Origin of the sequence: Parvibaculum sp. (assembly GCF_049651025.1) — a bacterium.
Taxonomy (GTDB): domain Bacteria; phylum Pseudomonadota; class Alphaproteobacteria; order Parvibaculales; family Parvibaculaceae; genus Parvibaculum.
On record NZ_JBASBH010000033.1, the window covers coordinates 1 to 20700 of the forward strand.

Annotated in this window: 16 protein-coding genes; 11 read left to right on the forward strand and 5 right to left on the reverse strand. The window is 61.4% G+C overall.

Annotated elements, in window-relative coordinates; translation table 11 throughout:
• The first annotated feature begins 283 nt into the window (after positions 1 to 283).
• The 3 genes from WA943_RS04185 (at position 284) to WA943_RS04195 (ending at position 4723) form a co-directional block, all read left to right on the forward strand.
• Positions 284 to 1954: an electron transfer flavoprotein-ubiquinone oxidoreductase gene (locus WA943_RS04185; RefSeq protein WP_424468591.1), complete on the forward strand. Its 1671-nt coding sequence runs from the start codon at positions 284 to 286 to the stop codon at positions 1952 to 1954.
• Between the two features lie 151 nt (positions 1955 to 2105).
• Positions 2106 to 3851: a tetratricopeptide repeat protein gene (locus WA943_RS04190; RefSeq protein ID WP_424468630.1), complete on the forward strand. Its 1746-nt coding sequence runs from the start codon at positions 2106 to 2108 to the stop codon at positions 3849 to 3851.
• A gap of 5 nt (positions 3852 to 3856) precedes the next feature.
• Entirely contained in the window at positions 3857 to 4723 is an 867-nt protein-coding gene (locus tag WA943_RS04195; RefSeq protein ID WP_424468592.1) for a 4-(cytidine 5'-diphospho)-2-C-methyl-D-erythritol kinase, read from the forward strand.
• Between the two features lie 61 nt (positions 4724 to 4784).
• Here the strand turns inward: WA943_RS04195 and WA943_RS04200 are convergent, their stop codons facing one another.
• Positions 4785 to 5804 carry a polyprenyl synthetase family protein gene (locus WA943_RS04200; RefSeq protein WP_424468593.1) on the reverse strand — a complete coding sequence of 340 codons (1020 nt, stop codon included), beginning with the start codon at positions 5802 to 5804 and terminating at the stop codon, positions 4785 to 4787.
• A 112-nt stretch (positions 5805 to 5916) separates the two neighbouring features.
• On the opposite strand from WA943_RS04200, the gene WA943_RS04205 reads away from it, so the two are divergent.
• The 4 genes from WA943_RS04205 to WA943_RS04220 all read left to right on the forward strand — a co-directional run bounded on the left by WA943_RS04205 (position 5917) and on the right by WA943_RS04220 (position 8116).
• Complete coding sequence (locus WA943_RS04205; protein WP_424468594.1) at positions 5917 to 6138, forward strand: DUF2007 domain-containing protein; 222 nt, start codon at positions 5917 to 5919, stop codon at positions 6136 to 6138.
• Positions 6135 to 6950: a tRNA1(Val) (adenine(37)-N6)-methyltransferase gene (locus WA943_RS04210; protein WP_424468595.1), complete on the forward strand. Its 816-nt coding sequence runs from the start codon at positions 6135 to 6137 to the stop codon at positions 6948 to 6950. Before WA943_RS04205 ends, WA943_RS04210 begins: the two co-directional genes overlap by 4 nt.
• Before the next feature lie 15 nt (positions 6951 to 6965).
• Positions 6966 to 7859, forward strand: coding sequence for a S49 family peptidase (locus WA943_RS04215; protein ID WP_424468596.1), 894 nt, complete (start codon positions 6966 to 6968; stop codon positions 7857 to 7859).
• Positions 7860 to 7924: 65 nt separating this feature from the next.
• A complete protein-coding gene (locus WA943_RS04220; RefSeq protein ID WP_424468597.1) occupies positions 7925 to 8116 on the forward strand; it encodes a hypothetical protein in 192 nt (63 codons plus the stop codon).
• Positions 8117 to 8128: 12 nt separating this feature from the next.
• Here WA943_RS04220 and WA943_RS04225 read toward each other — a convergent pair whose 3' ends face one another.
• The gene (locus tag WA943_RS04225; protein ID WP_424468598.1) at positions 8129 to 9643 is read right to left on the reverse strand and encodes a helicase HerA-like domain-containing protein; all 1515 of its coding nucleotides are present in this window, start codon (positions 9641 to 9643) and stop codon (positions 8129 to 8131) included.
• 212 nt (positions 9644 to 9855) lie between these two features.
• Here WA943_RS04225 and WA943_RS04230 point away from each other — a divergent pair, with 212 nt between their 5' ends.
• The 4 genes from WA943_RS04230 to WA943_RS04245 all read left to right on the forward strand — a co-directional run bounded on the left by WA943_RS04230 (position 9856) and on the right by WA943_RS04245 (position 17231).
• Positions 9856 to 10743, forward strand: a complete 888-nt coding sequence (locus tag WA943_RS04230) for a glycine--tRNA ligase subunit alpha (RefSeq protein WP_424468599.1) — start codon at positions 9856 to 9858, stop codon at positions 10741 to 10743.
• Entirely contained in the window at positions 10740 to 12938 is a 2199-nt protein-coding gene (gene glyS, locus WA943_RS04235) for a glycine--tRNA ligase subunit beta (RefSeq protein ID WP_424468600.1), read from the forward strand. Before WA943_RS04230 ends, glyS begins: the two co-directional genes overlap by 4 nt.
• 119 nt (positions 12939 to 13057) lie before the next feature.
• Positions 13058 to 15742, forward strand: a complete 2685-nt coding sequence (gene ppdK, locus WA943_RS04240) for a pyruvate, phosphate dikinase (protein WP_424468601.1) — start codon at positions 13058 to 13060, stop codon at positions 15740 to 15742.
• Positions 15743 to 16490: 748 nt separating this feature from the next.
• Positions 16491 to 17231 carry a cell wall hydrolase gene (locus WA943_RS04245; protein WP_424468602.1) on the forward strand — a complete coding sequence of 247 codons (741 nt, stop codon included), beginning with the start codon at positions 16491 to 16493 and terminating at the stop codon, positions 17229 to 17231.
• Positions 17232 to 17298: 67 nt separating this feature from the next.
• Here WA943_RS04245 and WA943_RS04250 read toward each other — a convergent pair whose 3' ends face one another.
• The 3 genes from WA943_RS04250 to WA943_RS04260 all read right to left on the reverse strand — a co-directional run bounded on the left by WA943_RS04250 (position 17299) and on the right by WA943_RS04260 (position 20691).
• Entirely contained in the window at positions 17299 to 18120 is an 822-nt protein-coding gene (locus WA943_RS04250; protein ID WP_424468603.1) for an SDR family oxidoreductase, read from the reverse strand.
• Positions 18121 to 18232: 112 nt separating this feature from the next.
• Positions 18233 to 19105 (reverse strand): carboxylating nicotinate-nucleotide diphosphorylase, encoded by an 873-nt coding sequence (gene nadC / locus WA943_RS04255; RefSeq protein WP_424468604.1) that lies wholly within the window; start codon positions 19103 to 19105, stop codon positions 18233 to 18235.
• Positions 19102 to 20691 (reverse strand): L-aspartate oxidase, encoded by a 1590-nt coding sequence (locus WA943_RS04260; protein ID WP_424468605.1) that lies wholly within the window; start codon positions 20689 to 20691, stop codon positions 19102 to 19104. Before WA943_RS04260 ends, nadC begins: the two co-directional genes overlap by 4 nt.
• Between the last annotated feature and the right edge of the window lie 9 nt (positions 20692 to 20700).

A 20700-nucleotide genomic window follows, 5' to 3' on the forward strand; every position in this document is an offset into this window, starting at 1 on the left:
TAACGGTTCTGAGCTTCCGCGCCCAATGCATCGCTCACGCCCGCTTCCACGAGGAAAGAGAGCAGTGCGGCTGCCTCCTCGCGCGTCAGCGTTTTGCTGGACTGTTCAAATTGCGTCATGGCGCGAGCGGTTTTGTTCCGGGGCAATCGTGGGTCTGTCTGATCTAATCTAGCACGGCTTGCCTTGATGTTGACCAATCTACGGCGAGGCACCATAAAGTGGCCCGGTTGATAAGACGATCAATGGCTTGGCCATATGGGCAAGCTGCGAGGAGAGACGCGAAATGAGCGAAGAAACTGTCGAACGCGAGTTCATGGAATATGACGTCCTGATCGTAGGCGGCGGCCCTGCGGGTCTTTCCGCGGCGATCCGTCTGCGCCAGCTCGCAGCCGAGCAGGATTTCGACATCTCCGTCTGCCTGATCGAAAAAGGCTCGGAAGTTGGTGCGCATATTCTTTCGGGCGCGGTCATCGATCCGATCGGCCTCGACAAGCTCATTCCCGACTGGAGGGAGCAGGGCGCACCGCTCGACACGCCGGTCGTGTCCGATCATTTTATCTATCTGGGCCCGGCTGGCAGCCTCACCATACCGAGCTTTCTTTATCCGCCGCTGATGAACAATCACGGCAATTATATTGGCAGCCTTGCCAATCTCTGCCGCTGGCTTGCGACCAAGGCGGAAGAACTCGGCGTTGAAATCTATCCCGGTTTTGCCGGTGCCGAGGTCCTCTATAACGAGGACGGCAGCGTGCGCGGTGTCGCCACTGGCGACATGGGTGTCGCAAAAGACGGTCACCACAAGGACAGCTATACGCGCGGCATGGAACTGCGCGCCAAATATACGCTGTTCGCCGAAGGCGCGCGTGGCTCGCTGACCAAGGAACTGACCCGCAAATTCAAGCTCGATGAAGGCCGCGATCCGCAGAAATACGGCATCGGCCTCAAGGAAGTCTGGGAGATCGACCCGGCGAAGCACCAGAAGGGCAAGGTTCAGCACACGCTCGGCTGGCCGCTCAGCGACGACACCGGCGGCGGCTCGTTCCTCTATCACTTCGGCGATAATCTCGTCTCCGTGGGCTTCGTCGTCCATCTCAACTACAAGAATCCCTATCTTTCGCCCTTCGATGAGTTCCAGCGCTTTAAGATGCATCCGGCGATCCGCGACACTTTCGAAGGCGGCAAGCGCATCGCTTATGGCGCGCGCGCCATCACCGAGGGCGGCTTCCAGTCCGTGCCGAAGCTCACCTTCCGGGGCGGCGCGCTGATTGGCTGCTCGGCAGGCTTCGTCAACGTGCCCCGCATCAAGGGCAGCCATAACGCCATGCTCACCGGCATGATGGGCGCGGAAGCGGCCTTCGACGCGGTGAAGGGCGGGCGCGCGGCGGATGAACTGACCGCCTATGCAAAGGCCTATATCGGCAGCCCCGTCTACAAGGACCTGAAGCGCGTCCGCAACGTGAAGCCATTCTTGTCGCGCTTCGGTACCTTTTTCGGCATGGGCTTCAGCTTTGTCGACATGTGGATGAACCAGCTCGGCATCGGCTTGCCCTTCACCCTGAAGCACGGCAAGGCGGATCACGAAACGCTGAAGAAGGCGTCCGAGTGCAAGCCGATCGACTATCCCAAGCCCGATGGGAAGATTTCCTTCGACAAGCTGTCCTCGGTCTTCATTTCGGCGACCAACCACGAAGAAGACCAGCCGATCCATCTGAAGCTCAAGGATCCGGCGATCCCGATCGCCTACAACCTGCCGACCTTTGCCGAGCCCGCGCAGCGCTATTGCCCGGCCGGCGTTTACGAGGTCGTTCTGGATGCGGAAGGCAAGAATCCGCGCTTCCAGATCAACGCCCAGAACTGCGTCCACTGCAAAACCTGCGACATCAAGGACCCGACGCAGAACATCAACTGGACGGTCCCGGAAGGCGGCGGCGGCCCAAATTACCCGAACATGTGAGCGGTATTCACCAACACCCCACATATCGCGGCCACATTTTATAGGCTAAGCTGAACATCAGGGGCCGGCATTCACCGTGGATGCCGGCCTCGTTGTGCCTGCGCTTGGGCGCGGGGGATGCAGCTTTGCGTGTTCAGAGGCTAAAAGGGTGATGGTATCTAAAGGCTATATCCCGTCCTGGCGGGCAATTGCTGCGGCCACCATATTGCTGACGCTTCAGGGTTGTGCCGGGTTGAGCAATCTCACTGGCGGCAGCCGCGGAGGAGAGACGCCTTACGGCGACTATCTGGCCGCGCGCTATGCGAGCGCCGTTCACGAGACGGATGAGGCAAACAAGTATTTCGACAAGACGCTCGCCGTCGATCCCGACAATCCGGTCGTCATCGAACGCGCCTTCATGGTGTCGCTGAATGGCGGCGACATGGGTCGCGCGGTCAGGCTTGCCCGTCGACTTATCAAGATTTCCCCCGATCACCGGATGGGGCGTCTCGTCCTCGCGCTCAACGACATCAACAATCGCGATTACAAGGATGCCCAGAAGCAGATCGGCAGCGCCGAGTCGGGCGTTTTCGTCGCGCTTGTCGGTTCGCTGACGCAGAGCTGGGCGGCCGCCGGAGACGGGGACAAGGATCTCGCGCTTGCCAAGCTCAAGGCTTTTGAGAACAAGCCCGCCTTCGATCTTTTCCGCACCTACCACAAGGCGCTCATCCTCGACATGCTTGGCGATGCCAAGGAGGCCGAGGATTCATACAGGCAGGCGATGGATTCGAGCGGCGGCACCTCCATCCGCATCGTCGAATCCTATGCAAGTTTCCTGTCGCGCCAGGGACGCCAGAACGAAGCGCGCGCCGCGCTCGATCAATATGCAGCCCTCGCGCCCGATCATCCGCTTGTCCGTTCGGCGCTTGCCCGGCTCAACAAGGGCGATGTGCTGAAGCCGCTGGTTTCGACCGCAGCGGAAGGCGTCGCCGAAGCGCTATATGGTTTGGGAAGCGCACTGGCGCAGGATTCCGGCAACGAACTTGCCGGTCTCTATCTCCAGCTGGCAATCTGGTTGCGTCCGGATTTCAACGTCGCGCATACGCTGCTCGCCGATACATATGAGCAGAAAAAGCGCTGGGCCGACGCCATAGCCGCCTATAGCAGGGTGTCGAAGGATTCGCCCCTCTATCAGAACGCCCGCATTCAGACCGCGCTCGATCTGGATCGCCTCGACAAGCAGCCCGAAGCCATTGCCGTGCTGCGCGCCTATGCTGCCGACAACCCCAATGCCATCGAGCCGATGGTTGCGCTGGGCGACATCTATCGCAGCAAGGAGAACTATGCCGAAGCTGCCGCGCAATACAGCCATGCGATAGAAGTGGCGGGCAAGACTGCGCCGTCGCATTGGTCGCTCTATTACGCGCGTGGCATCTGCAATGAGCGTCTCGGCAAATGGTCCGACGCCGAACGCGATCTGAAAACGGCGCTCAAGCTGTCCAGCGATCATCCGCTCGTTCTCAACTATCTCGGCTATTCCTGGATCGAACAGGGCGCGCATCTGAAAGAAGCGCTGGCCATGATCGAAAAGGCGGTCGAGCTTCGCCCCACCGATGGTTTCATCGTCGACAGCCTCGGCTGGGCGCATTACCGGCTCGGGGATTACGCAAGGGCGGTGCAGGTGCTTCAGCGCGCCGTTGAACTCGAGCCCGATGATTCAACCATCAACGATCATCTGGGCGATGCCTTCTGGAAGGTCGGTCGCAAGATCGAAGCGCGTTTCCAGTGGAGCCATGCGCTTGAAATGAAGCCCGAGAAAGACCGCATCGAGGTTCTGAAAGCGAAGCTCGAATTCGGTCTCGAAGCCGGCGAAGCGACGCAGCGGCATCAACCGCCCACCGCTCCGCGCGGCTCCTGACGCTCATGCTGCCCATGCGCGAAAGGGCCCCGGCGAAAATCAATCTCTCCTTGCTGGTGCGCGGCCGCCGCGGCGACGGCTTTCACGATCTCCAAAGCCTCGTTGTTTTCGCCGATTGCGGCGATGTGCTGAGGGGCGAGCTTGCGCCCGCTCTGGCGCTCGACGTTACCGGCCCGTTTGCCGGCGCCCTTGGCGATAAAAGCAACAATCTCGTTCTGCGCGCGGCAACGGCGCTTGGCGATTGCCTGGGGCGAAAGCGCGGGGCGCGGCTGACGCTGGAAAAAAACCTGCCCGTCGCATCCGGCATAGGCGGCGGATCGGCTGACGCCGCTGCTGCCTTGCGCCTCCTCGCGAAACTCTGGGAAGCCTCCGTCGAGCCGGAGGTTCTCGCCTCGCTTGCGCTTCGTCTCGGCGCCGATGTGCCCGTATGCCTCGACAGCCGACCCGCGCTGATGTGGGGCATAGGTGATCTGGTCGTCCGCACGGATGCGTTGCCGCCGTTCTGGCTCGTGCTCGCAAATCCCGGCATTGCCGTTTCCACCGCGCAAGTCTTCAAGGTGCTGAACGCTTCGCCTCTCGATGAACTGGGTATCGGCCCGAAATTGCCCGCCATGACAGGGCTCGACGCGCTCATCTCCTGGCTCACCGCGCATGGAAACGATCTCGAAGCGCCTGCGCAAAAGCTCGCGCCCGTCATCGCCGATGTGATCGCGGCGATCGGCAAGACGAAGGGGTGCCGTCTCACCCGAATGTCCGGCTCGGGCGCAACTTGCTTTGGAATCTATGCAGGTGAGGCCGAAGCGCGCGCTGCCGAAGCGGAGCTTAAGGCGAAGCAGCCTCGCTGGTGGATAGCTGCCGCAAACAGACTTTAGACAATCCATCTCGCTGCAAGTGCAGCCCGAATTGCCACGCTCTCCGGTCCCGCAATAAAGATCAATAAGTCCGGCTGATGCAGAAATCAACGAGATCGATCAGTGCCTGCCGGTAGTCGCTTTCCGGGAAGATCGCCAGCGCGTCTTTTGCAATCGCGCCGTAATGGCGTGCTCGCGCGATCGTGTCGTCAATGGCGCCATGTCGCGCCACAAGCTGTGTCGCATGTTCCAGATCGCCGTCGCGCTGGTCGCCCTCTTGCAAAGTCCGCTGCCAGAAGGTGCGTTCCTGTTCGTCGCCGCGCCGGAAGGCGAGCACGACGGGAAGAGTGATCTTGCCCTCGCGGAAATCGTCGCCGACATTCTTGCCGAGCGACGCCGCGCGACCGCCATAATCGAGCGCATCGTCGACAAGCTGGAAAGCGATTCCGAGGTTGCGGCCGTAGGACTCAAGCGCCGCCGCCTCATTCGGGCTGCGCTCTGCGATCACGCCGCCGACTTCGGCAGCCGCAGCAAAAAGCGCCGCCGTCTTTGCCTGAATGACGCGCATATAGGCGTCTTCGGTCGTGCTCGTGTCCTTTGCCGCTGCAAGCTGCATCACTTCGCCTTCGGCGATGATCGAGGCTGCATTGGCGATGATTTCAAGCGCGCGGAGCGAGCGCGTCTCGACCATCAGGCGGAAGGCGCGGCCCAGCAGAAAATCGCCGACCAGAACGCTGGCCTGATTGCCCCAGAGCATGCGCGCAGTCTTCTTGCCGCGCCGCAAATCGCTCTCGTCGACCACATCGTCATGCAGCAGCGTGGCCGTGTGCAGGAACTCGACGCTGGCCGCAAGCTTGATGTGATCCCGGCCTGTATAGCCGCAGATGCGCGAGGCCGCGATGGTCAGCATGGGACGAAGCCGCTTGCCGCCTGAATTGATCAGGTGGCTCGCAAGCTCGGGGATCATGGGGACGTCAGATGCCATCCGTTCACGGATGAATTCGTTGACATCGTCCATATCCTTGGCGACCAGCGCCTGCAACTGAGCAACGGCGTTCTGGCTACGCCCTCGTTCCTCATCGAGTGGGACAACAACTCCCAATATTCGCTCCTGAAAATACGGGCCGCATATGTGTTAATCTTTCAGTGGAGCATAGGTGGGAGGTGCATTCGCGGCAAGTGTTGCGCATGCGCCGCAAGTGACGGGAAAGAGCATGAAAGAGCTGATCCGGACGAACGATATGGTGCTGATTTCCTATCTCGAGCACCGCCTGCGCGAAGAAGGCATTGAGCCACTGACACTCGACGGCCATATGAGCGTGCTCGAAGGCTCGCTCGGCGTGCTCCCGCGCCGTATCATGGTGGCTGAAGAAGACCACAGTCGGGCATGGGACATTCTGGACGGCGTGAAGCAGGATCGGGATAGGCAATCATGAACGAAGCAAGCGAATCGACTATCGGCGCGGACCTGGCGGGTTCAATTGATGCCGCTCACACCGATGACGGATTTCTCGGCAGCAGGCTTCAAATGCTTCAGCCCGCGAAAGGTTATCGCGCTGGCATAGATGCTGTGCTGCTTGCGGCTTCCATTCCGGCGCGCAAGGGCGAGCGCGTGCTGGAAGCAGGGTCCGGCGTCGGCGTTGCGAGCCTTTGCCTCGCCACGCGTGTTCCCGGCGTCGATGTCTGCGGTCTCGAGCTTCAGGAAGATCTCGTGCGCCTTGCGCGCGAAAATGCGCGGCGCAATGCGCTGCAAACGCGCGCGACCTTCGTCGAAGGCAATGTCGGCATGCAGGTGCGTGATCTTGTCACACAGGGGCTTGAGCCGCAGAGCTGGGACCATGTCTTTGCAAACCCGCCATTTTACGATCCATCGAGCAATTCCTCTTCGCCCGATGCGAGCAAGGCCCAGTCTCACCTGACACTGGGTTCGGAACTTGGCGACTGGGTGCGTTTTGCCTGCACCATAGTGCGCCCGAAAGGTACTGTGAGCTTCATTCACCGTGCCGATGCGCTGGGCGATCTTCTGTCCTCAATTCGCGCCCATCTCGGCGGCATCGAAGTCTTCCCGCTATGGCCCGCGCTCGGCAAACCCGCAAGCCGGGTAATCCTGCGTGGAACGCGCGGCTCCAGAGCGCCGCTGACGCTTCGCCCGGGCCTTGTGCTGCATGACCGTGACGGTCGTTTCAGCGAAAAGGCAGACAGTATTTTGCGCCATGCGGCACCGCTTCTTCTCGATCAACCGACTTGAGTGAATATTTCAGACATGAAGAATTTGATTGCGCCTCTTTTGCCTTCGCCGCTCCGCCGCCGCGCCTTTCCGAATTACACGTCTCCGGCGGTCGTTGCCGTGGTGCGTCTGAACGGCGTCATCGGCGCAGTCTCGCCCCTGCGCGGCGGCATCGACCTCGCATCGGTTGCTGGCGCGCTGGAGGCGGCCTTCACGATGAAGGGCGTGAAAGCCGTTGCGCTGTCGATCAATTCGCCGGGCGGCTCGCCGGTGCAATCCTCACTCATCTATAAGCGCGTGCGTGCGCTCGCCGCCGAAAAAACTCTCCCCGTATTTGCGTTCGCGGAAGATGTCGCCGCGTCCGGCGGCTATATGCTCGCCTGCGCAGCCGATGAAATTTATGCCGATGAAAGCTCCATCATCGGCTCGATCGGCGTCGTCTCGGCGGGCTTCGGTTTCACCGGCCTCATCGACAAGCTCGGCGTCGAGCGTCGCGTGCATACGTCAGGCGAGAGCAAGTCGATGCTCGATCCCTTCAAGCCGGAAAATCCCGATGACGTGGAGCGCCTCAAGGCGCTTCAGCACGACGTCCACGAAAACTTCAAAAGCCTTGTCCGCCGCGCGCGGGGAGAAAGGCTGGCGGAGCCGTCCGATGGTCTTTTCACCGGTGAGTTCTGGGCGGCCTCCGGCGCACTCTCGCGCGGCCTCATCGACGGCGTCGGCGATCTGCGCAGCGTCATGCGCGAGCGGTTCGGAAAAGAAGTTCGCCTGAAGCTTGTCGGTGGCAAAAAGCCCTTCTGGCGGCGTGGAATTGGGCTGACCAGCGCCTCGGCTTCATTTGCCGAACCGTCCCATCTGGGCGAGGGCTTTGCGCAAGGATTGCTCGGCGCGCTCGAAACTCGTTCCATTTGGAATCGTTTTGGCCTTTAATGAGTTGTTACGTCGCGTTGGGCGCCGTTCCCCATATGGAATGTGACCCCTTGGAGGGTGAAAGCATGAGCAAGCTCGTCTTCGCCGCTGTTTTGATGGCGGCCTGCTACACGGCCTATAGAGCCATTCTCCGCGCTGCAGAGCGTCAACGTGACAGCATGGTTCGCGCTCGTGCCCAGTCCCGCGTCGAACCGCGCGACCTCGGCACGCTCCGTGAAGTCGAAGACGGCCTCTATGTGCCGGACAATCGCCGCTAAGCGGTCCGCCCTCTAGCGCTTCGTCATACTGCCCAGAATCGAGCGGAAAATGGCTCGCCCGACCTGCGTTCCAATGGAGCGCGCGACGGATGACGCCATGTTGCTGACCACCTTCTCTGTCGTGGAGGCAGTTTGGCGCGCGCGCGGCGCAGGCTCCGCCCGTTCACGCCTCTGTGCGGGCGCAGATTGATCCCAGGGCGAGGTGGTGGGGACCGATGAGGCGGCGGCAGGTGCGGCCGCCGCTTTCGTCGCTTCGCTGCGTTTCTGCAGCATTTCGTAAGCCGAATCCCGATCGATCGTCTTGTCATAGCGCCCGCGCACCGGGCTTTCCGCGATTATCGCCTGCCGCTCCGCTGCGCTTGCCGGTCCGACGCGGCCCGATGGCGGGGCGATCAGCGTCCGCTCCACCATTGTGGGCGATCCCTTGGCATCGAGCGTGGACACCAGCGCCTCGCCGACGCCAAGCGCGAGGATTGTTTCTTCCGTTTTGAAAGCCGGGTTCTGCCGGAATGTATCCGCGGCCGCCCGCACGGCCTTCTGGTCGCGCGGCGTGAAGGCACGCAACGCGTGCTGCACACGATTGCCGAGCTGCGCCAGCACCTTGTCGGGCACGTCGAGCGGGTTCTGCGTCACGAAATAAACGCCGACGCCCTTGGAGCGGATGAGCCGCACGACGCGCTCGACCGATTCCACCAGAGCCTTTGGCGCATCGTTGAAGAGGAGATGCGCCTCGTCGAAAAAGAACACGAGCTTGGGCTTTTCAAGATCGCCGACTTCCGGCAGTTCCTCGAAAAGCTCGGACAGAAGCCACAGCAGGAACGTCGCATAGAGACGCGGATTATCCATCAGCCTGGTGGCAGCCAGAATATTGACGATGCCGCGCCCTTCGCGATCGGTGCGCATCAGATCGCCGATCTCAAGCGCCGGTTCGCCGAAGAAATTCGCACCCTTCTGGTTTTCCAGCACCAGCAATTGCCGCTGGATCGCGCCGACGGATTGCGTCGAGACATTGCCATATTGCGCGCTGAGCAAAGAGGCGTTCTCCGACACGAAGGCGAGCATTGCGCGCAGGTCCTTCAGGTCGAGCAGCAGCAAGCCCTGCTCGTCGGCAACCCGAAAGGCGATGTTGAGCACGCCTTCCTGCGTATCATTGAGATCGAGCAATCGCGCCAGCAGCAGCGGCCCCATCTCCGAAATGGTGGCGCGGACCGGATGGCCTTCCTCGCCGAACACATCCCAGAAAACCGTTGGAAACCTGTCAGGCACATAGTCGATGCCGATATCCCTGGCGCGCTTCACGAAAGGGGCCGCTCCGTCCCCCGCCTGGCTCAATCCCGAAAGGTCGCCCTTGATGTCGGCGGCAAAGACCGGCACGCCCGCATTGGAAAAGCCTTCCGCCAGTACTTGCAGGGTCACGGTCTTGCCGGTGCCGGTGGCTCCGGTCACAAGCCCGTGCCGGTTGGCGAGACGGAGCAGCAAAACCTCGGGCTTGCCGCTTTTACCGATCAGAATTTCGCCATCCGCCATAAGCAAGCCCTTCTGCACATATATTGGGTCGCTGGACCCGGCCTTTGCCGACTATAAGTGGTCGCGAGCGAACCGGACAATGCCGGGGCGCTTGCTTGACCCCCCATAGGCCATGCCGCTAGGTTGCGCCGCAAAAGAGGGCGCGAGCCCTCACGATTCCGCCGCCCGCAAATATTACTGCCCGCAAAGTCTACTGAAAGCATCGGCTGACAATGACGGCCAAACCCGACAATTCGTTCCAGTCCCTGATCCTGAAGCTCCAGACCTACTGGGCGGGGCAGGGCTGTGTGATTCTCCAGCCCTATGACATGTCGATGGGCGCAGGCACTTTCCATCCAGCAACGACCTTGCGCGCGCTCGGCCCCAAGCCGTGGAAAGCCGCCTATGTGCAGCCCTCGCGCCGCCCCACCGACGGGCGCTACGGCACCAATCCGAACCGCTTTCAGCACTATTACCAGTTTCAGGTCATCCTGAAGCCGAACCCGGACAATCTGCAGGAGCTCTATCTCCAGAGCCTCTATGAACTCGGCATCGACCCGAAGAACCACGACATCCGTTTTGTCGAGGACGACTGGGAAAGCCCGACGCTCGGCGCCTGGGGCCTCGGCTGGGAAGTCTGGTGCGACGGCATGGAAGTCTCGCAGTTCACCTATTTTCAGCAGGTCGGCGGCTTCGACTGCAATCCGGTTGCGGGCGAGCTGACCTACGGGCTTGAACGCCTCGCCATGTATATTCAGGGCGTCGACAACGGCTATGACCTCGATTTCAATGGCGCGACCGGCGAAGACCGCGTGACCTATGGCGACGTCTTCCATCAGGCCGAAGTCGAATTCTCCGCGCATAACTTCGAACATGCGGATACGGAAATGCTGTTCCGCCACTTCGCGGACGCCGAGAAGGAATGCGCCTCATTGCTCGACAAAGGTCTCGCGCTGCCCGCTTACGACCAGTGCATCAAGGCGAGCCACAACTTCAATTTGCTCGATGCGCGCGGCGTGATCTCCGTCACCGAGCGCCAGGCCTATATCGGCCGCGTCCGCGCGCTCGCCAAGGGCTGCGCTGAAGCCTGGCTGAAAACGCCTGCGGGGAGCGGCGCATGAGCGAGCTTCTCCTCGAACTTTTCTCCGAAGAAATTCCCGCGCGCATGCAAGCGCGTGCGAGCGACGATCTGAAGCGCCTCGTCACCGATGCGCTGAAAGCGGCCGGTGTTGAGAGCGCGAATGCGCGCGCCTTTGCGACGCCGCGTCGTCTTGCGCTCGTTATCGACGGCCTGCCGGACAAGACGCCGGACGTGAAGGAAGAGCGCAAGGGCCCCAAGGTCGGCGCGCCCGATCAGGCAATACAGGGCTTCCTCCGCGCCGCTGGCCTCACATCCATCGATCAGGCGACGGTTCAGGAAGACAAGAAGGGCGCCTTCTATATCGCCCTCACCGAGAAAAAGGGTCGCGCCACGGCGGATCTGATCGCGGAGATTGTGCCTGCCGTTGTTCGCGCCTTCCCATGGCCGAAGTCGATGCGCTCAGGCCGTCATGAATTGCGCTGGGTTCGCCCGCTGCATTCGATCCTCTGCATCCTTGGCGGCAAGGTCGTGCCGTTCGAGATCGAGGGCATCGCGTCTGGCGACACGACACGTGGTCACCGTTTCATGGCGCCTGATGCGTTCGCGGTCACGGGCTTTGCCGACTATGAAAAGAAACTCGAAGCCGCAAAAGTGGTCCTCGATCCGGCAAAGCGTGCCGCGTCGATCAAGGAAGGCGCGCTGAAACTCGCCGCCGATGCGGGGCTGAAACTTTTCGAAGACGAAGCGCTGTTGAACGAAGTCGCCGGCCTCGTCGAATGGCCCGTGCCGCTGATCGGCAAGATCGACGATCAGTTCATGGAAGTGCCGCAGGAAGTGCTGACCAGCACCATGCGCGCCAACCAGAAATATTTCGCGCTGACGGATGCGAAGGGCAAGCTCGCGCCGCGCTTCATCGTCATCGCAAACCTGATCGCGGAAGATGGCGGCAAGGCCATCATCAACGGCAACGAGCGCGTGCTGCGCGCCCGCTTCGCCGACGCCCAGTTCCTCTGGGAGCAGGACAAGAAGGTCACGCTTGAAAGCCGCCTGCCGAAACTGGAAGAAGTCGTCTTTCAGGCCAAGCTTGGCACCGTGCGCGAAAAGGCCGAACGCATTGCAAAGCTTGCGCGCGAAATCGCCGCCTTCGTTCCGGGCGCTGACGCGGACAAGGCGGAGACTGCAGGTCGCCTCGCCAAAGCCGACCTCACCTCAGGCATGGTCGGGGAGTTTCCTGAACTGCAAGGCTTGATGGGCGGCTACTACGCTCGCAATGACGACCTTGGCGATGATATCGCCATTGCAATAGCTGAACACTATTCGCCTCTCGGCCCGACCGATTCTATACCGGCGTCGACACTTGGTAAGGTTGTCGCACTTGCTGACAAACTAGACACGCTGGTTTGGTTCTTCGGAATTGGTGACAGACCTACCGGATCCAAAGATCCATTCGCCCTCCGCAGATCGGCTCTTGGAGTGATAAGGACTGTATTGGAGAGTGGAATTCGATTGGATGTCGGAAGTATCGTCGAAAAAGCATGGGAAGCGCTTGCGGACGATTTCTGGAAAAAGCGCCTGTCTCATGGGGAGTACGAACGCGTTCTCGATACATGGGGAGATTGGACGTCAGCGTATATGCGATATGAGGAGAAGCTCGAGTTCTTTCTCGATCCTATTAAAAAGCACGACGATTTTTTCGCGTTTGGATGGGATGTGGAAGCTCAGATTTCTGAGTTCTTCGATGATCGCGTAAAGGTCTACCTGCGTGATCGCACCATGCGTTATGATATCGTTGATGCCACATTGGGAGGAGTGAGCGATCTCGTTCTCTTTGTGAAGCGCGTTGAGGCGCTGTCGTCATTCCTTGCAACAGATGACGGCAAGAACCTGCTCGCCGGTTACAAGCGCGCAGTAAACATTCTCAAGATCGAAGAGAAGAAAGACGGCAAGTCTTTCGACGGCATTCCCGATCCCGCGCTGTTTCAGCAGGACGAGGAGCGTGCACTTTTCGATCGCATTGAAGAAGCGCGCGCCGAGGCGGCAAATGCCGTTGCGCGCGAAGATTTCGAAGCCGCCATGGCCGCGCTCGCAAAACTGCGTGCGCCGGTCGACGCCTTCTTCGAACAGGTCACTGTGAATGCCGACGAATTGCCGCTGCGCGAGAACAGGCTGAAGCTTCTCGCGCAAATCCGCTCGGCGCTCCACACAGTCGCAGATTTTTCGAAAGTCGAGGGGTAGAACCCTCACCCGGTCCTGCCCCCAAGGGGGAGCGGGCAAGTAAGTGCGGACCTCTCTTTACCCTCTCCCCCTCGGGGAGAGGGAAGGGTGAGGGGGTGTCCCAACCAGAGGCGCAAGCGATGACCACGACGAAATGGGTCTATTCCTTCGGTGACGGCAAGGCAGAGGGCGCGGCATCGATGCGCAACCTGCTGGGTGGCAAGGGCGCAAACCTTGCCGAGATGTCGAATTTGGGCTTGCCCGTGCCGCCCGGCTTCACCATCACCACCGAGCTTTGCACAGCCTTTTACGACAATGACCGGCAGTACCCGGACGATCTTTCGCCGCAGGTCGACGCTGCGCTCGCGCATGTCGGAAAGACGGTCGGCGCGACATTCGGCGATAAACAAAATCCGCTACTCGTTTCGGTTCGCTCCGGCGCGCGCGCGTCCATGCCCGGCATGATGGATACGGTTCTGAATCTCGGCCTCAACGATGAGACAGTGCTCGGCCTCGCTGCGCGCGCGGGCGATGAGCGTTTCGCCTTCGACAGCTATCGCCGCTTCATCCAGATGTATTCCAATGTCGTTCTCGGCGTCGATCATCACAATTTCGAAGAGATCCTTGAATACTATAAGGACGAGCATGAGCTGACGCTCGATACTCACTTGAAGGCGGATGACTGGCGCGACGTGATTGCGCGTTACAAGAAACGCGTTACGGAAGAGCTGGGCCGTCCCTTCCCGCAGGATGTGAACGAGCAGCTCTGGGGCGCCATCGGCGCGGTCTTCGGCTCATGGCGCAATGCGCGCGCGGAAACATATCGCCGCCTCCACAACATTCCCGAAAGCTGGGGCACTGCCGTCAACGTCCAGGCGATGGTCTTCGGCAATATGGGCGAGACATCGGCAACCGGCGTTGCCTTCACGCGCAATCCCTCGACGGGCGAACACGCGATCTATGGCGAGTTTCTGGTGAACGCGCAGGGCGAAGACGTGGTGGCGGGCATCCGCACACCGCAATCGCTGACGAAGAAGGCGCGCCTTGAAGCCAAGGACAACAAGGCCTCGATGGAAGAGGCGATGCCCGAAGTTTTCGACGAGCTGATCGCCGTCTTCGCGCGCCTCGAAAAACATTATCGCGACATGCAGGACGTCGAGTTCACGGTGCAGGACGCCAAGCTCTGGATGCTGCAAACCCGCGCAGGCAAGCGTACGGCGAAAGCCGCGCTGAAAATCGCCGTCGATATGGCGCATGAAGGCTTGATCGACGAGAAGCTTGCGATCCTGCGCGTCGATCCCGCATCGCTCGACCAGCTTCTGCATCCGACGCTCGATCCCGATGCCGCGCGCGACGTGATCGCGACGGGGCTTCCCGCCTCGCCGGGCGCCGCCTCCGGCGAAGTCGTCTTCTCGTCCGACGAAGCCGCCGCAGCAAAGAGCGAAGGCCGCAGCGTCGTTCTCGTGCGCATCGAAACAAGCCCTGAAGATATTCACGGCATGCATTCCGCCGTCGCCATTCTGACGACGCGTGGCGGCATGACGAGTCACGCGGCGGTTGTCGCGCGCGGCATGGGCCGTCCTTGCGTCTCTGGCGTCGGCTCGATCCGCATCGACTACAAGGCCGAGCAATTCACCGTGATGGGCGTCACGGTGAAGAAGGGCGACATCATCACCATCGACGGCTCGACGGGCCAGGTCATCAAGGGCGAAGTGCCGATGCTCCAGCCGGAGCTTTCGGGCGACTTCGCAACGCTGATGGGCTGGGCCGACAGCCACCGCCGCATGAAGATCCGCACCAATGCCGAAACGCCGTTCGACGCGGCCACGGCCCGCAAATTCGGCGCGGAGGGCATCGGCCTTTGCCGCACCGAGCATATGTTCTTTGACGACTCGCGCATCGTCGCCGTCCGCCAGATGATTCTGGCCGACGACGCCAAGGGCCGCCGCGCGCCGCTGGAGAAAATCCTGCCGATGCAGCGCGACGACTTCCGCCAGCTCTTTGTCATCATGAAGGGCCTGCCGGTCACGATCCGCCTGCTCGACCCGCCGCTGCACGAGTTCCTGCCCAAGACGCCGGAGGAGATCGAGCAGGTCTCCGTCTCGACCGGCATAGCGGCAGACAAGCTCGCCCGCCGCGTTCAGGACCTGCATGAGTTCAACCCCATGCTCGGCCATCGCGGCTGCCGTCTGGGCATCACCTACCCGGAAATCTACGAAATGCAGGCCCGGGCCATTTTCGAGGCCTCCATCGAGGCGGCCAAGGAGACCGGCGAGCCTGTGATTACGGAAATCATGATCCCGCTCGTCGCCATGAAGGCCGAACTGGACCTGCTGAAGGGCAAGATCATCGCGGTCGCCGCAGCGGTCGAGAAAGAGAAGGGCACGAAGCTCGTCTACCAGATCGGCACCATGATCGAATTGCCGCGCGCCGCCCTCATGGCCCGCCAGATTGCCGAGTCCGCGGAGTTTTTCTCCTTTGGAACCAACGACTTGACGCAAACGACCTATGGCATCAGCCGGGACGATTCCGCTTCGTTCCTGAACGATTACATGGCCAAAAAGGTCATTTCCCAGGACCCCTTCGTCTCGCTGGATACCGAAGGCGTGGGCGAACTGGTGCGAATCGCGGCCGAAAGAGGCCGCCAGACCCGCCCGGACATCAAGCTCGGCATTTGCGGCGAGCATGGCGGCGACCCGGCCTCCATCGCCTTTTGCGAGGAGCTGGGCCTCTCCTATGTCTCCTGCTCGCCCTATCGCGTGCCGATCGCCCGGCTCGCCGCCGCCCAGTCGGCGCTCTCGGTCACGACCGAGCGGGACGTCTGACGGACAAGACCAGCCCCAAAACGGGACTGCGGAAGGGGCCTTTCGGGGCCCCTTTTTGCTGTCCGAAATTAACCATTTTGCGCCCGATTTTCCCCCGTTTTCTCCCGTTTTTCGGCCTGGGCGAGGGGTGAATTCCGGCGGTTCGCGCGCGTGAAAATCTTCTCGCTATAAACTCACATATTCCGTATAGGGAATATTTAATCTCTATGCAGAATGAAAATATAAACCGCATACGGAACATATAAATTCGCCTTCGAAGTGTGTGCTGGAGAGCCTTCAGGTGACGTAGCGTAAACTATTGAAAAATCGATTTCATGCATGGCGCATCGATATTATCTCATCGTCAGCGCGCCACTTTTTTGCCTTATTGCGCGTGAGGCGTCATGAATCGGTCTGTGTACAAATGCACGAGCTGCGACGATTCCACGCAAGATATCGACACATAATCTCGTAATTGCGGGATATTTTCATATTCGTTAATCGCAGAAAACGTCGCTAAACCAACGACATAGAAAAAACACGCTGCGCCAGTGGAACGAAACGGTTGTCGCCTCGCTAGGCATGTGTTAATTCGGCGCCTCGTTAAGTGTGTGAATGCCCAGGTGTCGGGACGGCATCGGGCTCTGGCACGTACAGCAGCGCTGTCCGCAGCGCCTCGGAAGACCCATACGGGGTTAGGCAAAACCGCAAGTTGCGCGGGGGTGCTCCGAGGCCTGATAGAACAACAAAGCGGTCGGATTGGAGAACGATGCGAAGACTTCTGGAATGGCTCGATGTGAGCCATATGCTTTCAGGCACGGCCCATGTCGCGGTTGGTTTATTTTGCCTTACCGTGGTGTCCGGCGCCCTCATCAGCAGCATGACTTCCACGGAAGCCATGACGAGCGTGACGGCGTTGGGAAATGTCGCTGCCGCTGAACCCATGCACGATGCGCGCGCCATGCTGGCGAGCGTCTCCGACACACCCTCAATTGCCGTACCCGCCGTATTCCGCAGCGCGGACGCGACCGCCACCTTGCTTCACAGCGCCGTCGTCGTGTCGCCGCCGGTCCTGAACATCAAGCTGGGCGATCTTGAAAAAGAACGCCGTTGCCTGACGGAAGGCATCTATTTCGAAGCGCGCGGCGAGAGCGCCATCGGCCAGCTCGCCGTCGCGGAAGTTGTTCTCAATCGCGTCATGTCGGGCCGCTATCCGGCCAGCATCTGCGGCGTGGTTTTCCAGGGCGCAAAGTCGAACCAGTGCCAGTTCTCATTCGCCTGCAATGGCGACATGAGGAAGCCGCGCGATCCCGTCGCCTGGCGCAAGGCGCAGCGCCTCGCGCATTACGTGCTTGCAGGCAAGGTGCGCAATTCCATCGTCGGTTCGGCAACCTATTACCACGCCTCTTATGTGAGCCCCTATTGGGCGCCACACATGGTGGAAGTCGCAAAGATCGGCCAGCATATTTTCTACCGCACTGCCGACGCTGTTCCCGATCCGCAGTCGTAGGCAATCTCATCGCATTAAAAAAGGCGGAGCTTGATGCTCCGCCTTTTTGCATTCATGCGCTTCTGTGTCAGCCGTTCGATTTGGCCTGCGCGTCTGCGATCATCTTTGCAATCGGTCCTGTCGTGGCGATCTGTTCACGGACGACTTCGGGCATATTGCCGGCCGCCTTGTCGAGTTCGCTGAGTTCCGGCGGCACGTACCAATGCAGCTTGTCGGACGAGTAGGCTTCCCACACGACCTTCGCCACTTCCATGGGCGGGATGGCGCGGAACATGCCGTCCTTCGGCGCATTCTTGACCGCTTCAGGCGGCAGGATCGGCGTGTCGATGAGACCCGGCAGCACGTCGGCGGCGCGCACGCCATGGCGACGGAATTCGATGGAGAGAGCTTCGGTCAGCCCCTTCACCGCATGCTTGGTCGCGGAATAAACGGCGATGCCCGGCATGCCGTAAGTTGCCGACGATGACGAGGTGGTGAAGCAGAGCGACCCCGGCGTGGCCTTCAAAAGTCCGATGGCCGAATGAATGCCGTTCAACACGCCGACGAAGTTGACCTGCACGACCTTCAGAATGTCTTCGAAAGGCTGCTCGTCGAAGAAGCCGCCCGCGCCGATCCCGGCATTGTTGAAAAGAATATCCATCTTGCCGTCCGTGGCGGCGCCGAATTCCGCGATCGCTTTTTCGTAATCGAGCTTGTCGGTCACGTCGAGACGGCGGATGAGGCAGTTATCGGCCCCAAGTTCCGCTTCGAGCGCTTTCAGCCCTTCGCCGTTCTGATCGAAGGCGCCGACAAACCAGCCCTTCGAGTGAAAGAGCCGCGCCGTTTCCCGGCCCATGCCCGATGCCGCGCCGGTGATGAAGATGGACTTACGTCCGTTCGCGCTTCCCATTGTGCCTCCCATTGGTTTCTTGGAATTTTGCTGTACCGCATTCTAGCGAACGAGGCCCGGGAAATGCCAGCAGGAAGCCAGTGATGAGGCGCCAGAAGGGCCCTGGAAGGCCTCAGGAAGCCGTCAGGGCGTCAAAGTCGAGCCCGAGGTCGAGGCAGGGCGCTGAATGCGTGATCCAGCCGCAGGAGATGAGGTCCACCCCCGCCGCCGCAATGGCCGGCGCAGTCGCCGCCGTCACCCGGCCCGATGCCTCTGTAATGGCTCGGCCCGCGACGAGCTTCACGGCATGGGCAAGCTGCTCGGGCGTCATATTGTCGAGCAGAACGACCTCGACGCCCGTCGCAAGGGCCTCTTCAAGCTGATCGAGCGTATCGACCTCGACCTCGACCTTGACCATGTGCCCGGCCCGCCTCCGCGCCCGTTCAATGGCCTCGCGCACGCCGCCTGCAACGGCGATGTGGTTATCCTTGATGAGAACGGCATCATCGAGCCCGAAGCGGTGGTTCATGCCGCCGCCCGCGCGCACTGCGTATTTTTCCAGTGCCCGGAGTCCCGGCGTCGTCTTGCGCGTGCAGCAGACCCGCGCCTTGGTGCCTTCGATGGCGCGCGCGATCTCGCGCGTTGCCGTGGCGATGCCCGACAGATGCCCGAGGAAATTCAGCGCCACGCGCTCGCCGGTGATGATCGCCCGTGCCGAGCCTTCAATGGCGGCGACAATGTCGCCCGGCATCACGTCTGACCCGTCGGGCAACTGAACCGCGACGCGCAAGTTCGGGTCCATCAGGCGGAACGCCATGCGTGCGCAGTCGAGCCCGGCAATGCGGCCATCCTCGCGTGCGCGGATGACGACGCGTGCTTTTGCCTCCACCGGGATCGTCGCTTCAGTGGTGATGTCGCCCGCGCGGCCAAGATCTTCGGCAAGCGCTGCGCGTACCGCCGGCTCGATCAAAAGCGAGGGCAGGGGCTCGAGAGCGATAAGTGTCATGCACAAGAGCCTTTTTGAGTGGCGACGCTGCTGGAGGCCGCTTCGTCTGAAATGAGCGCCGCATCGGCGAGGGTGAGAAATGTTCTGTGGCGCCAGCTCTCGCGCGGCTCGGGGAAGTCGCTGCGGAAATGCCCGCCGCGGCTTTCTTCGCGCGCCAGTGCTGCGGCCGCAATGAGCTTTGCCGTAGTAGCGAGATTGATGAAGAGATTGATGCTGCCGCTTGCTTGCTCAAGCCGGGCAATCTCGCCCAGCGCATGCGTGAGCCCGTCGCGATTGCGGATCACGCCGACGGATGCCGTCATCAACTGGCGAAGCTGCATCACGAGACGGGGCGACATGGGCGTCGAGGAAACAAGTTCTGTCGTTTCGGTGGCAGGACCGGCATGCCCTAGCGATGCGCCCGCAATATCGCGCGCGATGCGCGCGCCATAGACGACGGCCTCAAGCAGCGAATTCGACGCCAGCCGATTGGCGCCATGCGCGCCGGTTGACGAAACCTCGCCGCAAGCCCAGAGCCCGTCGAGGCTCGTGCGGCCATCCGCGTCCACTTTGATGCCGCCCATGTGGTAATGCGCGGCTGGTGCGACAGGGATCGGATCGCGCACTGGGTCGATCCCCATGCTGACGCAATTTTCGTAAACCGTGGGGAAGGCTTCCGGCAGCCTCGCGCCGAGCACCGCGCGCGTGTCGAGATAGACGTTCCGCCCCGCCGCGATCTCGCGATAGATCGCGCGGGCAACGACATCGCGGGGCGCTAGTTCGGCATCGGGATGCACGGCGGGCATGAAGCGGCGGCCCTGGGCGTCGATGAGGATCGCGCCCTCGCCACGCAATGCTTCGGTGACGAGAGGGGCAGGGTCGCGCGTGCCTGCAATCGCAGTCGGATGAAATTGCACGAATTCCGTATCGGCAAGCACCGCGCCTGCACGCGCCGCAATGGCAATGCCTTGCCCGCGCGCTTGCGGCGGATTTGTCGTCACCGCAAAAAGCTGCCCGACGCCGCCCGATGCGAGCACCGTCGCACGTGCCGTCACGGTGAGCGAGCGCCCCTCCGCGTCATGAGCATGAACACCCGCGACGCGAGATCCGGCCATGACAAGTTCGTAGGCTGAGTAACCCTCGATGATGCGAATGGAAGGCGTTGCCCGCACGGCGGCGACAAGCGCCTCCATGATGGCGCGGCCCGCGCGGTCGCCGCGCACGCGCACGATGCGCCGGTGGCTATGCGCCGCCTCGCGCCCGAGCGACAGCTTGCCCTCCAGATCGCGATCGAAAGGAACGCCGAGCCGCAGCAGGTCTTCGATGCGGTCGCCCGCCTCGCGCGCGATGGAAAGCATCGCTGCTTCATCGACAATGCCCGCGCCTGCCGCAACCGTGTCGGCCGTGTGGGATTCCGGCGTATCGCCCGCATCGACCGACGCCGCGACGCCGCCTTGCGCCCAGGCGCTCGACGCGCCGTCGCCCAGCGGCGCGGCGGCGAGCACCGTCACCGCACGAGGCGCAAGCTTCATCGCCGTGAAAAGCCCGGCAAGACCCGCACCGACGATCAGGACGTCGCCGGCATCGACGAAGTTACGCTGAGACATGGTGCGCCT